This is a genomic window from Sphingobacterium sp. IITKGP-BTPF85, from assembly GCF_001006065.1.
Taxonomy (GTDB): Bacteria; Bacteroidota; Bacteroidia; order Sphingobacteriales; family Sphingobacteriaceae; genus Sphingobacterium; species Sphingobacterium anhuiense.
Genome location: NZ_ASZT02000026.1, coordinates 13,819 through 27,059, shown reverse-complemented (window position 1 = coordinate 27,059; position 13,241 = coordinate 13,819). Strand labels below are relative to the sequence as shown.

The following is a 13,241-nucleotide window of genomic DNA, read 5'->3' as shown; positions in this document are numbered from 1 at the left end:
AAGTGAATAAGGATGTAAATTTAATAATTAACATCAATTTAAAGTAATTGTTCGGAAAATCCAATTTGTGTCTTATTCATAAAAAAGAGGCTTAGTATCATTACTAAACCTCTTCATAAAATTATTTCAATTCTTATCTTGTACGTGTACTGCCGCTTCTGGTAGCTCCCGACTGTGTTGAGCTTCTTTCATTGGTACTTTTATTACTTCTTTCCACACTATTTGACTGTGCTCTCGCAGGTCGTTCCGTATTGGATGAAGGGGCAGTTCTACTACTTCTACTTTCGTTGTTTGAAGATGACTGAACTCTTGCAGGTCTTTCTGTGTTCGTAGGCGCAGTTCTGCTACTTCTAGTTTCGTTGTTTGAAGTTTCCTGTACTCTAGCTGGTCGCTCCGTGTTAGTTGGTGCAGTTCTGCTACTTCTAGTTTCATTGTTTGTACTCGTTTGAACCCTAGCTGGACGCTCAGTTCTAGATTGTTCCACTGTATTTGTATTTCTTGCAGGTCTTTCTGTACGAACTGAAGTATTATTATTATCGATAGATTGTACTCTCTCCCGGGTGTTTCTGGTATTCGAAGAGCCATTATCTGTATTAGATGAATTACTTCTTGTGCTACCACCATTATTGTTTATACGTCCGTCTGTTCTATCAGTTGTACTATTATTACTTCTTGATCTATCCGTTGATCCATTTTCTCTCGATCTAACAGTAGCATTTCCACTATTGTCAATATATAATTCGCGACTACCTCTCGTACTGGTCATATTATCTCTTGTAGATATCACCCGATCATTTCTATTTTGTAAAGAAGTATTGTTGCTGCGTGTACGGGATGAAGCTTCAGCAACGCGGCTTGGTCTTGCATCAGTTCTTGAATTACGATCCACATTTGGACGATAGATATCAACACTGCTACGCGTTACACGTGATGCACCAGGTCTATCAGAATTATTAATACTTCTTACGCTTACACGTCTTCCTGTACTTCTTTCAATATCTGATCTTCTTGGACCACCATAATAGTTTTTATTATTGATGATAACAGTATTATTGATAATTGTAGTTCTATTATAAAAATTATTATAATTACGAGGGTGAACATAGTAACGATCTAATCTATTGCTATAGATGTTAGACGACCCAACAAATACCCATAAATTCATAGGAAGATTGATCGAAATATTAATTCCTAAAGGTGCCCATCCATAATAACCAGAACCTTCTCTCCAATTGACCCAGGCTGGTCCCCATTCATAATCTGGGATCCACGCCCAACCATAATTGTTGTTGTATTCCCATCTACCATAATGGAATGGTGCCCATCCCCAAGAATAATTTGATACCCATGTATTTCCATATTCGGTCATGGTCCAGTATCCATTGGTTGAATAAGGCTGGAAGTTGGGACCTACATCTGGTATCCACATATAACCATAATTGCGGTCATTTACCCAGTCACCATAAGGCGCTAGTTCATCATAAAATGTTTGAAAAGAAACACCACTGTTATAATTAGAATATCCACGTTGTGCTAACGAAGATTTAGGCGTCGCAAAAAACAGGATACTAAAAACTGCTAATGCGATTAATTTTATATATTTAATTTTTTTCATGATATTTCTTTTTTATCGATCGTGAAAAATAGTTCTTTATTTTGTAGGTATGACACCTATAATATACATATGGTTTAATCTGTGATTTGTTTTTTATGTAGGCAAAACTTATTCCAGATTATTTTGTTGTTTTCTAGGGCTGTAAGAAAACTTAAGCGGAAACTAAGTGTTTATGGTTTGATAATAATTACCTATTTTTTGTACCTTTATCCCTTCAATCGTGTCATAAAATATTGTACACAGGAAATATTTATTTGAATGTTAAATAAACTTCGATCATTTTTTACTGAATTCGCAAATATCCATCGATTCTTAATTCGATTCTGGAAAGAACTTGTCACACCTCCTTATGAATTTAAGGAAATAATACGTCAATGTTTTGAAATTGGATGGAAATCATTACCCTTAATCAGTTTAACGGGTTTTATTGTGGGATTTGTTTTTTCTAAACAATCACGACCTTCATTGGAAGAGTTTGGAGCAACCTCTATGTTACCTTCATTGATTTCCATTGCTATTGTTCGGGCGTTAGCCCCATTGGTAACGGCATTGATTGCATCTGGAAAAATTGGTTCGCAGGTTGGGGCTGAATTGAGTTCTATGAATGTTACCGAACAAATCGATGCGATGGAAGTTTCAGGAACAAACCCATTTAAATTTTTAATTGTAAGTCGTATTATAGCGACAACAATAAGTATTCCTATTTTATGTTTTTATGTTGCAGGAATCGGGCTTCTTGGTGGATACCTAAGCATGGCATCCAAAGATGATCTAAGCTTTTTAAGTTTTTTTACGCAAGTCTTCGAAACAATTGGTTATCAGGATTTATGGGCAATGGTCTTTAGAGCTATTGTTTTTGGTTTTACTATCGGTGCAGTGAGTTGTTATTGTGGATATTATTCTTCAAAAGGAACTGAAGGGGTTGGTAAAGCGGCTAATGCCGCAGTTGTAGCTTCCATGTTTTTAGTTTTTATTGAAGAAATTATCATTGTACAAATTTTATCAATAATAAATTAGTGATGGAAAAAGTAAAAACACATATCGATTATCAAGATTCTGTCATTACAATACGCGGTGTTAGTAAATCATTCGGAGAGAACCATGTATTAAGAAATGTTGATTTAGACTTATACCGGGGGGAAAACTTAGTGGTTTTGGGACGTTCTGGTACTGGTAAATCCGTATTAATAAAACTTATTGCAGGACTTTTACAGCCTGATGTGGGGAGTATTGAAGTTCTTGGAAATTCTGTTAATGATTTGGATAACCATGAGTTGATGAAGCTGCGGTTGCGTATAGGATTTTCATTTCAAAATAGCGCTTTGTACGATAGTATGACGGTACGTGAAAATCTTGAATTTCCATTGATTCGTAATAAAAGAAATCTGACTCGTGCTGAAATCAATAAAGAGGTGGAAGATGTGCTAGAAGGTGTGGGACTATCACAGGCAATCAATCAAATGCCATCTGAATTATCTGGTGGACAGCGTAAAAGAATCGGTATCGCCCGTACGTTAATCTTACGACCAGATATCATGATGTACGATGAGCCAACAGCAGGATTGGATCCAATAACTTGTTTAGATATTAATAGTCTTATTAACGAAGTCCAAGAAAGGTATAAAACATCATCCATTATCATCACACATGATTTAGCTTGTGCTCGATCGGTAGGAGATCGTATTGTGATGTTACTAGATGGTAAATTTGAAAGACAGGGATCTTTTAAGGAAATATTTGAAACAGATGATGCGCGAGTTAAAGCGTTTTATGATTATAATTTTATTGTTTAAATAAATGAGCAAAGTAGAAAATAAGAGAGCAGTAATAGTTGGATTATTCGTATTTATAGGATTAGCTATTCTGATTGCAGGTATATTTATACTGGGGAGTCAACAGAAAAAATTTACTAAAACTTTCGAAATTGCTACGTCTTTCCCTGATGTTGCAGGCTTAAAAGTAGGTAGTAATGTTTGGTTTTCAGGTGTTAAAGTGGGGATTATAAAGAATATTCATTTTAAAAATTTACAGGATGTTGAGGTTGTTATGACCATTGAAGAAAAATCAGCTGAATATATCCGTAAAGATGCCATTACCAAATTAGGATCAGATGGTCTTATTGGTAATAAAATCATTGTGATTTCAGGTGGTTCTCAAAATGCGCCATCAATTGAAGCTAATGATTTTCTTCGTTCTGCGAAAGCCGCAGATATGGAAGCAATGATGGAAACGCTACAGCTTAATAACCAGAACTTGGCAAAAATTACAACAGATTTTGTTGAAATTTCACGTGGTTTGGTTGAAGGGCGTGGTGTAGTTGGGTCTTTATTGACAGATACAGCCATGTTATCTTCTTCATATGTCTTTGCAGTCGATCAGTCAGGTTATGGCCAGTACAAATAAAGCAACATCTAACCTTGTTCTATTGACAGAAAAATTAAATTCGAATAAAGGCTTAGTTCACGATCTGACTACAGATACAGCAGTTTTTGCTAGTTTAAGAGCTTCTGCAGCACAATTGCAGGGTGTTTCACAGACAGCTAATGCACTGATGACAAATTTAAATACTGCTTCAGGTAAATTAAGTAGCAAAGATAATGCGATTGGTACATTGATCAATGATCCAGCTGTTGGCAATGAGCTTAGAGAGGCTGTTCGTAACTTAAATAACAGTACCGCTAAATTGGATCAAAATATGGAAGCTTTGCAAAGTAATTTCTTATTGAGAGGTTTCTTTAAGAAGAAAGACAAGGAAGCAAAAAAGGCAGCTGAATTAGAATTGAAAGATTCAGTGAAATAGAAATTTTAATATATTTAAAAAAGTAAAGGGCAATTTTCTTCGAAAATCGCCCTTTACTTTTTTAAGCTATTCTGATTAGGTGTATCTTTGCATTTATACATAGGCAAGATCTCTTGCATATGTATAATTATTGTAAGATTTTATTTTAACTAAATGCATAATATTACAGATAGAGATGTTATCTATGAAGATAACCACCTCATCGCAATCAATAAAAGGGCAGGAGATATTGTTCAGGTAGACGATACCGGTGATAAGTCTTTAGAAGATATGGTTAAAGAGTATTTAAAATATAAATACAATAAACCTAATGAAGCCTTTTTAGGAGTTATCCATCGTCTGGACAGGCCTGTTAGCGGTTTAATTGTTTGCAAAACAAGCAAAGCATTAGAGCGTATGAATAAACTGTTTAAAGATAGACAGGTAAAAAAGACTTACCTTGCTGTTGTGAGACAACGTCCACAAGAACCTGCCGGTAAATTGATCAATTGGCTTGTGCGAAATCGTGAAAAAATGGTAACAAAAGCTTTTAATAAGGAAGTGAAAGAAAGCAGCTATGCCGAATTGGATTATACTTTGATCGGTGAACTGAATGGTTTTCATTTATTAAAAGTTGAGCCATTAACAGGACGTACTCATCAGATTCGGGTGCAATTATCCACGATGGGGTCCCCTATAGTGGGGGACAATAAATACGGGTACCTCGGGGCAGCTCAAAGGGTAGTATCTGTCTCCATTCCAGATCACTTACTTTTGTTCACCCAATCAAAAAAGAGGCGATTACATTAAAGGCTCCATTACAGCATGACGGTTTCTGGGAGAAGTTTTCTAAGTTTAATGACTAGAGTAGCTGTAAAATAATCTTAATTTTTTAAGTATCTTTGTATTATGAAAACGCTTAAGTATTTGCTAGTTACAATTGTTCTGTTTTGCACGATTACGGTAACACCAATCAGTTCAGTATATGCCCAGTGTGCTATGTGTTCCTTAAATGCTGAAAATTCTACTCAGAACGGCAATACACAAGGTAAAGGCTTAAATGATGGAATCTTATTTTTGCTTGTCATTCCTTATTTGGCAGCCGCAGGTTTGGGCTTTCTATGGTATAAAAAATATCGTACTGTAAAGTCGAATAAATCTCAGGAAAAAATTCTTTAAAATTAATAAGATATGCCAACATCTAAAATTCATGCGCTTGTGCATTCAAAATGTCCAAGATGTCATGTCGGAAATATGTTTGTCGGACCTGCCTATGGTTTACGTAAACAAAAAACAAATGATGTATGTCCCGTTTGTAATTTGACTTTCGAAATCGAGCCAGGTTATTTTTATGCGGCCATGTATGTCAGTTACGCGATGTCGGTGGCTGAAGTGGTAACATTTGCTTTGGCAACAGCAGTATTAACAGGAAGTGAGTCCCCGTGGACGTATATGGTAGTCCTTTTTGCAACAATTATTATCTTTTCTCCATTTAACTTTCGTTATTCAAGATTGGTCTTATTGCATTACATGACTCCAAAAATTGTTTATGATCCCAAGTGGGAACTTTTAGAAGAAAATAAAAATAAGAGCGATATTTAGTATCGCTCTTATTTTTACAAGTATTTCATTGTACTGTCAAAGATGAAAGCTTTATCCTTATAATTGGATGAAATTTCATGCTGTAAATGGCTAAGATGATCTTGTTGAAATTGTGCAATGTCCTCTTCGCTGGAAACCTGTATCTGAATGCAGTATGTTACTCCTTCATGAGGAGAATTAAGCATTTCCAAAAAACGAGGATTGAAATTAGTGCTGTTTAGAAGATTTTCTTTTATCCAGGAAACTATTTCCTGATGTACAGATTCTTCTGATATGATGGATATGTTATATAAATACATAAGTGCAAAAATATGAACTTTAATTGCCTTATTGAAATATATATCTGTATATTATCGTGGTACAATAAATGTTAGCTGTTCTTGTAAAAATAAAGTTGCACATGATTTGTTATTGCTAATTAATTTTAATCTTTGAGTAGGTTGACGAATGAGTTTGTTTATGCGCGCATATATTACATTTTCTATATTAATTACCTTGCTGTTTCTAGGCATTAGCTGTTCGAATAATAAAACGGAGCGTATACCTATTGAAAGTTTTTTTCAACTCCTGAAAAGACATCATTTAAAATTTCCCCTGATGGTAATTATATCGCTTATATCGGGTTAGATAATCATTGCAAGAATATTTTTTTATTAAACTTAAATAATCAGGACAGTTCCAAGCAATTGACGTATCAAAATGATATGAACGTTAATAGTTTTGTTTGGGGAGATAATGAAGAGATTATATTTTCAATAGAACAAACCTCTAATGACAGCCTAAGATTATATGCTGTTAATATTTTTACGGACGCCCTTCAACCATTGATTAAACCCATGAAAGCAAAATTTCGTTGGGTACAGCCGGCAAGATTATATGATAATGGAATTATAGTAGCTATCAATGATCGAGATTCTTCAACGTTCGATCTTCATAAATTATTTATTGATGGACGCAGATCCGAGATGATTCTTCAAAACTCAGGAAACATCAATTCTTGGTATCTTTCTCAGGATGGTCAAGTAAGACTTGTCATGGCTAATGATAGTGTGGAAGAATCAATGATGTATAGGGCAGATAACGAACAACCTTTTCATCAGGTTTTAAAAAATGATTTCAGTTCTACCATTATACCGATGGGTTTCGTTAAAAACTCGACAACAAATATTTACGCACTTTCAAATATCGGCAGAGATAAGCTGTCGTTAGTTGAGTATGATTTAGAGCAGAAGAAGGAAGTGTATGAAGTTTTTAATAATAAGGAAGTAGATCTCGATTGGGGTGGATATTCTTCTTATACCAATGAAATGCTCTATGCCTCTTATACTCTTTCAAAAAAGAAAAGATTTTTTTTCAACGATAAGATTGCAGGAATATTTAAAAAAATATCTGAAAAAGCAAAGGGATCTGAATTTGATATCATTGACTCAGACTCTTCCTTCAATAAAATCATCATAAGAACATATACAGATACCAATCCTGGTGCAATTTATTATTTTGATTGCCAGGATAACGAATTACATAAACTGACCGATAACAATCCTAATTTAAAAGATCGTGAGTTATCGCAAACAGAATCTGTGAAATATCAAGCCCGCGATGGCAAGATCATTACAGGTTTTATTACCTACCCTTTGCATGAAGATAGGAAGAACCTTCCTGTTGTTGTAATGCCACATGATGGACCTAATCAGCGAGAGGTTTGGGGTTTTGATCACGAAGCACAGTTCTTAGCCAATCGAGGGTATGTTGTATTTCAGATGAACTATCGTGGTTCAGTAGGCTTTGGTAAAGAATTTTGGTCGGCAGGTTTTAAAGAGTGGGGAGGTAAGATTCAAGATGATATTACTGACGGCGTAAAATGGTTAATCAGAGAAGGTATCGCGGATAAAGATAGAATAGCTATTGTTGGAAAAGGCTTTGGCGGATATTCAGCTTTGCATGCGGCTTGTTTTAATTCTGATATGTATGCCTGTGCAGTATCATATTCGGGGTACACAAACTTGTTCACATATTTTAGAGACATACCACCGTATGTAAAACCCTATTTGCAAAAATACTATCAGATTATTGGAAATCCAATTCGCGAATCGAGCATGTTTAAGCAGATTTCTCCCGTATTTCATTCTAATCGTGTCAAAATTCCAGTTTTAATAGCACAAGGGGGAAGGATCGATTAAGTTCGGTAACAGATGCCAATCAATTTGTGCAGAAACTTAAAAATAATAATATTCCTGTACAATATATATTGAAAGAAGAAGAGGGTAGAACTTTTAAAAAGGATGAAAATGTCATTCAATATTATCAGGAACTGGAGAAATTTTTAGATAAATATATCGGTAAATAGTGGGGCGATGAGAGGAACAGGTTATAATTATCGTAAGAATTTTGGTTTGCTTTTTGTCTTCTTTGCTTTCGTTACGTTATTGTATTTTGTTGTCATATTTGCAGCTAGAAACTATACTGTAAATCTCGTTAATAACGAATTTACGAATCGCAAATCGGAGGTCTTTGATTTGACATTGGTACCCTTCAATGATTTTTTTCAAAATCGTGTTCCCGAAGTTTCTTTTTATCAGGGATATTTGGATTCTTTGGAAGCTGGGAAATATGCTTACAGTGTCTTAAGCTCTTATCCATTCGTTAAAGAGATCGCATTTTACGATATGCTTTTTAGTAATGATAATAGAATGCTTGCGGGATTTTCTATCAACGGATTAAATATAAGACCTAAAACATTATCCATATTTACAATTAATAATCGCGGTTTAGATAAAAGGTACATCACCAAACGTGAAGAAATGGGTCCTTTTAACGAGGAATTGAATAGTATGGGGATTAAGGTGGCAAGTTATATTGATAAGTTGCAGTCCAGCTCAAAACTAACAGATCGCGATATTCTTCGTGTTTTCTACTCCACGCAACCGGGACGTATTACTTATCTCAATATTCCGCGCATTAATGATCTATTGGTATATAAAGATATCATGGATACAAAATTAGATCATATTGTGAACTATGAACAGGATATGTTTGTTTTTAGCGTTGACCCGACCTTATTGGATGTCAAGAACATATATCCCAATCTTTACGAAAGAATTGAGGTAGTACCTATAGTACGTGCTCCCGTCACCTCGGATGTTAAAGAATATGTGACCGAAATGCTTTTACCCGGAGCTTTGGCAGATTATAAATTGTTATTCCATTCCAGCGAATCATTTATCTCAAAAGAAGTGAATCGTAGTTTTCTACCTGTTGTGCTGGGTATCTCATTAGTTTATTTGATTTTATTGGTCATTTTATATTTGATTTACCGTAATTTAGAAATTAATGGTAGACTGTTTAAATTGCAGTACGATTTTATTAATAATTTGACACATGAGTTTAAAACACCTGTTAGTGTAATAAAAATAGCTGGCAACAATATTAAAAGTGCACAATATTTATCTGATGAAGAGCGTATAATGTATGGAAACATATTGGATCAAGAATCAGATCGACTGAACAATTTGATGAACAAATTATTGTCATTTAGTCAGATTGAAAATAAAACAATCAAGCTCAAAAGAGAAGAAATTGATTTAAATACATTTGTTGATAATATTGTGACATCCACACAATTAAAACATGCAGATTTTAAAATAACAAAAGAAATTAACGTCAAATCCAGTCTACTTGCAGATCCTGTATTATTAACAAGTGTGTTTCAAAATTTAATTGATAATGCCTATAAATATTCGGATCAAAAGAGGAAAGTATTAGATATTAAAATACAACAAAATAAAAAGAATTTTGTTATTATCTTTAGAGACGAAGGAATAGGTATAAATAAAAATGAGTTTTCAAATATATTTAAGAAGTTCTATCGGATCAAAAGTCAATACAATCAACAAGGAAGTATTGGTTTGGGTTTAGCCTTTTGTAAAGAGATAACAGAATTTATGGGGGGAGAAATTTCTGTTAAAAGTGAAATCGGTAAAGGAACTACCTTTACTATCATTTTTCAGTTTAAAATATAATTAATTATGAGCAAAGAAATAACTGTAGCTGTTATTGAAGATGATGAAAATCTACGCTTTTTAGTTCGTCACAGATTAGAAACGGAAGGATACAATGTTGTTCAAACGGGGGATGGAAATGAGGCTGAAAAGTTGATTTTAGAGAAAAAACCAGATGTTGTATTGCTAGATTGGATGTTGCCAGGTAAGGAAGGTAACGAGATTTGTGAAAATATACGTAAAGCAGGATTTGAAAATATTGTTATCATGATGACTGCTAAATCACAAGATATTGATAAGATCGAAGCTTATAGCTTTGGTGTAACGGATTACATTAGCAAGCCATTCAATATGGACGTATTAATCGCCATGATTGAGAATAAGGTTCGTTTCTTTTTACCTAAAAATACGCCTGAGATTTATCATTTTGGTAAAACTGAACATCAGCCAAATATTCACTCACTTGTAAGAGACGGTAAGAAAATAGAACTTACCATTTAGAGAATCGTATTTTATTGCATTTTTTACAAAATGTCGGCAAAGAAATAACACGCGAAGAGCTGATGGAAGTCGTTTGGGGATACAGTTCAAATGTCAATACACGAACTTTAGACATGCATGTGGTTAGATTAAGGAAGAAGATCGAAAAGAACCCTGATAAACCCCACTACTTACAGACTGTTAGGGGTTTAGGGTATAGATTTGTTGATGAAGAAGAGAATTAAAATGAATTAATGGGTTTGAATTTGTTTTGTTAAAAACAATTCTTACCTTCGTATTATAGACAGCGAGACCATGTTATCCGACAAGGATAACATGGTCTTGTTTCATTTTTGAATAATTAAGATAAAACAAATAACAATAATTATGGCAGAAGTAACTTATTACACCGCAGAGGGATTACAAAAGCTCAAGGAAGAGTTGCACTATCTTAAAACTGAAGGAAGAACTAATATCTCGAATGCAATAGCTGAAGCAAGAGATAAAGGTGATTTGTCTGAGAATGCAGAATATGATGCTGCAAAAGAGGCACAGGGTATGCATGAAGCAAAGATTGCAAACTTGGAAAACACGCTAGCTGGAGCTCGTTTAATTGACGAATCCAAACTAGATTCATCAAAAGTATTGGCTTTATCTATCGTAAAGATCAAGAATAAGAAAAATGGCGCTGAAATGACGTATCAATTGGTGTCCGAAACTGAAGCTGATATGAAATTAGGAAAGATTTCTGTTAAGTCTCCTATTGCCAAGGGTTTACTAGGTAAATCTAAAGGTGATGTAGCTGTAATAGACGTTCCTGCAGGTCAGATTGAATTCGAAATCATAGAAATTACAAGATAAATTATATCGGTTATGTGCGGTTTTGCCATAACCGCATATTAATAAAACGTTATATCATTATTTAAGGTTGCATTACATGCAGCCTTTTTTTATATTTGGGTTATAAACAATTGAAATATGTCTACGATTTTTTCAAAAATAGTGTCAGGAGAAATTGCTGCTTATAAAGTAGCTGAGAGTAATGATTTTTTAGCATTTTTAGATGTTAGTCCATTAGCCGAGGGGCATGTTTTGGTCATTCCGAAACGCGAGACTGACTATATCTTTGATATCAATGATGATGAATATATGGCTCTTTGGGTTTTTTCAAAAATTGTAGCTCAAGGTATCAAACGCGTTTTCCCTTGTAAGAAGTCGGTGTTGCTGTTATCGGATTAGAAGTAGCCCATGCTCATATCCATTTAGTCCCGTTAAATAATGTTTCAGATTTAAATTTTTCTCGACCTAGATTGTCGCTTACTCATGAAGAATTTACCCAAATTGCGGAAACAATTAAAGAGTCAATTATTAATGTTACATCTGATAATTAATCGAAAACAACCTCATCTAAAAGTAGTATTTTAAATATAAATATAAAAAAAGACTATAATATATCATATCTTTGCAGTCTTATATAGAAATTATATGTCTATATGAAATGTCATAGATAGGGATTATATTATAATGACATTTTTCACAAAATAAGTGAAACGTAAAAAAGAAATTATGCAAGATCTTTTGTTGTCTTTTCAACAATTACTGAACCCAGAGGAATTATTAAGCTCTGGCGGTTTTTATTTAGTTTTACTCATTGTATTTGCTGAAACGGGTTTGTTTTTTGGTTTCTTTTTACCGGGAGATTATTTGTTATTTTTAGCTGGACTATTTTGTGCATTAAATAAAATTGAAGTGGATATCGTGACGCTTTGTGCTGGTTTAATTGCAGCTGGCGTACTCGGAAACTTTGCAGGATATTGGTTTGGTTATCGAGCCGGTCCTATGCTTTTCAAACGTAAGGATAGCCTTATCTTTAAGCGTAAATACGTTATTATGGCTGAAGAATTCTACCATAAATATGGTGGTACAGCTTTGATCATCGGTCGCTTTGTACCTATAGTGCGTACATTTGCACCAATTTTTGCAGGCGTTGTTAAACTCGATTTTAAAAGTTTGTAATCTTTAATATATCAGGAGCACTGCTTTGGGTACTATTATTAACTTTATCAGGGTATTTCTTAGGTATTGAATTTCCTTGGATTATTAATTATGTCGAATATATTATTGTTGGATTGATTGCGATTGCCTTCTTACCGATCGTCATTGCTTTGATCAAACGTAAAATGAATGAAAATAAAAACAAACAAAATATACAGTAAATCAAATGAGTACACAAAATCCTTGGCATAAAGTATCTCCTGGTACAAATGTGCCAAATTCAGTAAATGCTATTATTGAAATTTCAAATGGTTCAAAAGGAAAATACGAATTAGACAAAGAGACTGGTCTTTTATTATTAGATCGCGTTTTGAGTTCTTCTGTAGTGTATCCTGCTAACTATGGTTTTATTCCACAAACATATTGTGATGATAAAGATCCATTGGATATTTTGGTAATCTGTTCTGTTGATATTCTTCCTTTGACATTGGTTGAAGCACAAATCATTGGTGTGATGAACATGGTTGATGGTGGTGAGCAAGATGATAAAATCATTGCTGTTGCTAAGAATGATCCTGTGTACAATTACATTACAGATATTGAACAACTATCTCCACACAGTATGAAAGAAATTGTTCAGTTTTTTGAAAGTTACAAAGCATTAGAAAAGAAAAATGTTGTAGTTGAAGGCGTTCAAGGCCGTGAAGTTGCACAACAAATTCTATTGGATAGTATAGAATTGTACAATAAAGAATTTGGTAATAAATAAACC

General features: G+C 34.1%; 15 protein-coding genes and 2 pseudogenes. 15 read left to right on the top strand and 2 right to left on the bottom strand.

Going from position 1 to position 13,241, the window contains the following annotated elements:
* Positions 1-133: 133 nt before the first annotated feature.
* Positions 134-1,615 carry a DUF6600 domain-containing protein gene (locus L950_RS07460; protein ID WP_021188172.1) on the bottom strand — a complete coding sequence of 494 codons (1,482 nt, stop codon included), beginning with the start codon at positions 1,613-1,615 and terminating at the stop codon, positions 134-136.
* 258 nt (positions 1,616-1,873) lie between these two features.
* Here L950_RS07460 and L950_RS07455 point away from each other — a divergent pair, with 258 nt between their 5' ends.
* The 7 genes and pseudogenes from L950_RS07455 (at position 1,874) to L950_RS07430 (ending at position 5,996) form a co-directional block, all read left to right on the top strand.
* The gene (locus L950_RS07455; RefSeq protein ID WP_021188171.1) at positions 1,874-2,632 is read left to right on the top strand and encodes an MlaE family ABC transporter permease; all 759 of its coding nucleotides are present in this window, start codon (positions 1,874-1,876) and stop codon (positions 2,630-2,632) included.
* A gap of 2 nt (positions 2,633-2,634) precedes the next feature.
* Positions 2,635-3,408, top strand: a complete 774-nt coding sequence (locus tag L950_RS07450; protein WP_021188170.1) for an ABC transporter ATP-binding protein — start codon at positions 2,635-2,637, stop codon at positions 3,406-3,408.
* A gap of 4 nt (positions 3,409-3,412) precedes the next feature.
* The gene (locus L950_RS32360) at positions 3,413-4,018 is read left to right on the top strand and encodes an MlaD family protein (RefSeq protein ID WP_021188169.1); all 606 of its coding nucleotides are present in this window, start codon (positions 3,413-3,415) and stop codon (positions 4,016-4,018) included.
* Entirely contained in the window at positions 4,002-4,415 is a 414-nt protein-coding gene (locus tag L950_RS32355) for a hypothetical protein (RefSeq protein WP_021188168.1), read from the top strand. Before L950_RS32360 ends, L950_RS32355 begins: the two co-directional genes overlap by 17 nt.
* Positions 4,416-4,568: 153 nt before the next feature.
* Positions 4,569-5,260: pseudogene (locus L950_RS07440) on the top strand (RluA family pseudouridine synthase).
* Positions 5,261-5,321: 61 nt separating this feature from the next.
* Complete coding sequence (locus L950_RS07435; RefSeq protein ID WP_316930568.1) at positions 5,322-5,573, top strand: hypothetical protein; 252 nt, start codon at positions 5,322-5,324, stop codon at positions 5,571-5,573.
* Positions 5,574-5,585: 12 nt separating this feature from the next.
* Complete coding sequence (locus tag L950_RS07430) at positions 5,586-5,996, top strand: DUF983 domain-containing protein (protein ID WP_031287100.1); 411 nt, start codon at positions 5,586-5,588, stop codon at positions 5,994-5,996.
* Positions 5,997-6,010: 14 nt separating this feature from the next.
* Here L950_RS07430 and L950_RS07425 read toward each other — a convergent pair whose 3' ends face one another.
* Positions 6,011-6,295 carry a DUF4286 family protein gene (locus tag L950_RS07425; RefSeq protein WP_021188165.1) on the bottom strand — a complete coding sequence of 95 codons (285 nt, stop codon included), beginning with the start codon at positions 6,293-6,295 and terminating at the stop codon, positions 6,011-6,013.
* Between the two features lie 405 nt (positions 6,296-6,700).
* Here L950_RS07425 and L950_RS07420 point away from each other — a divergent pair, with 405 nt between their 5' ends.
* The 8 genes and pseudogenes from L950_RS07420 to L950_RS07390 all read left to right on the top strand — a co-directional run bounded on the left by L950_RS07420 (position 6,701) and on the right by L950_RS07390 (position 13,238).
* Positions 6,701-8,176, top strand: coding sequence for an alpha/beta hydrolase family protein (locus L950_RS07420; RefSeq protein WP_231576959.1), 1,476 nt, complete (start codon positions 6,701-6,703; stop codon positions 8,174-8,176).
* Between the two features lie 26 nt (positions 8,177-8,202).
* On the top strand, positions 8,203-8,343 hold the full coding sequence (locus tag L950_RS32350) for a hypothetical protein (RefSeq protein WP_021188163.1): 141 nt from the start codon (positions 8,203-8,205) through the stop codon (positions 8,341-8,343).
* A gap of 7 nt (positions 8,344-8,350) precedes the next feature.
* Positions 8,351-10,015 (top strand): sensor histidine kinase, encoded by a 1,665-nt coding sequence (locus tag L950_RS07415; RefSeq protein ID WP_021188162.1) that lies wholly within the window; start codon positions 8,351-8,353, stop codon positions 10,013-10,015.
* A gap of 6 nt (positions 10,016-10,021) precedes the next feature.
* Positions 10,022-10,719, top strand: a pseudogene (locus L950_RS07410) (response regulator transcription factor).
* Positions 10,720-10,861: 142 nt separating this feature from the next.
* A complete protein-coding gene (gene greA, locus L950_RS07405; protein WP_021188161.1) occupies positions 10,862-11,335 on the top strand; it encodes a transcription elongation factor GreA in 474 nt (157 codons plus the stop codon).
* 117 nt (positions 11,336-11,452) lie between these two features.
* Positions 11,453-11,713: an HIT family protein gene (locus L950_RS36335; protein ID WP_316930567.1), complete on the top strand. Its 261-nt coding sequence runs from the start codon at positions 11,453-11,455 to the stop codon at positions 11,711-11,713.
* Positions 11,714-12,019: 306 nt separating this feature from the next.
* Positions 12,020-12,490: a DedA family protein gene (locus tag L950_RS07395; RefSeq protein WP_021188160.1), complete on the top strand. Its 471-nt coding sequence runs from the start codon at positions 12,020-12,022 to the stop codon at positions 12,488-12,490.
* A 205-nt stretch (positions 12,491-12,695) separates the two neighbouring features.
* Positions 12,696-13,238, top strand: coding sequence for an inorganic diphosphatase (locus L950_RS07390; protein ID WP_021188159.1), 543 nt, complete (start codon positions 12,696-12,698; stop codon positions 13,236-13,238).
* Positions 13,239-13,241 lie beyond the last annotated feature (3 nt).

What these genes read in the sequence shown, in the direction of transcription:
- L950_RS32360 (WP_021188169.1), top strand. Translation starts at nt 3,413, where the DNA reads ATGAGCAAAGTAGAAAATAAGAGAGCAGTAATAGTTGGATTATTCGTA.
- L950_RS07420 (WP_231576959.1), top strand. Translation starts at nt 6,701, where the DNA reads ATGAACGTTAATAGTTTTGTTTGGGGAGATAATGAAGAGATTATATTT.
- L950_RS07390 (WP_021188159.1), top strand. Translation starts at nt 12,696, where the DNA reads ATGAGTACACAAAATCCTTGGCATAAAGTATCTCCTGGTACAAATGTG.
- L950_RS07450 (WP_021188170.1), top strand. Translation starts at nt 2,635, where the DNA reads ATGGAAAAAGTAAAAACACATATCGATTATCAAGATTCTGTCATTACA.
- greA (WP_021188161.1), top strand. Translation starts at nt 10,862, where the DNA reads ATGGCAGAAGTAACTTATTACACCGCAGAGGGATTACAAAAGCTCAAG.
- L950_RS07430 (WP_031287100.1), top strand. Translation starts at nt 5,586, where the DNA reads ATGCCAACATCTAAAATTCATGCGCTTGTGCATTCAAAATGTCCAAGA.
- L950_RS07460 (WP_021188172.1), bottom strand. Translation starts at nt 1,615, where the DNA reads ATGAAAAAAATTAAATATATAAAATTAATCGCATTAGCAGTTTTTAGT.
- L950_RS36335 (WP_316930567.1), top strand. Translation starts at nt 11,453, where the DNA reads ATGTCTACGATTTTTTCAAAAATAGTGTCAGGAGAAATTGCTGCTTAT.
- L950_RS32355 (WP_021188168.1), top strand. Translation starts at nt 4,002, where the DNA reads ATGGCCAGTACAAATAAAGCAACATCTAACCTTGTTCTATTGACAGAA.
- L950_RS07455 (WP_021188171.1), top strand. Translation starts at nt 1,874, where the DNA reads ATGTTAAATAAACTTCGATCATTTTTTACTGAATTCGCAAATATCCAT.
- L950_RS07425 (WP_021188165.1), bottom strand. Translation starts at nt 6,295, where the DNA reads ATGTATTTATATAACATATCCATCATATCAGAAGAATCTGTACATCAG.
- L950_RS07415 (WP_021188162.1), top strand. Translation starts at nt 8,351, where the DNA reads ATGAGAGGAACAGGTTATAATTATCGTAAGAATTTTGGTTTGCTTTTT.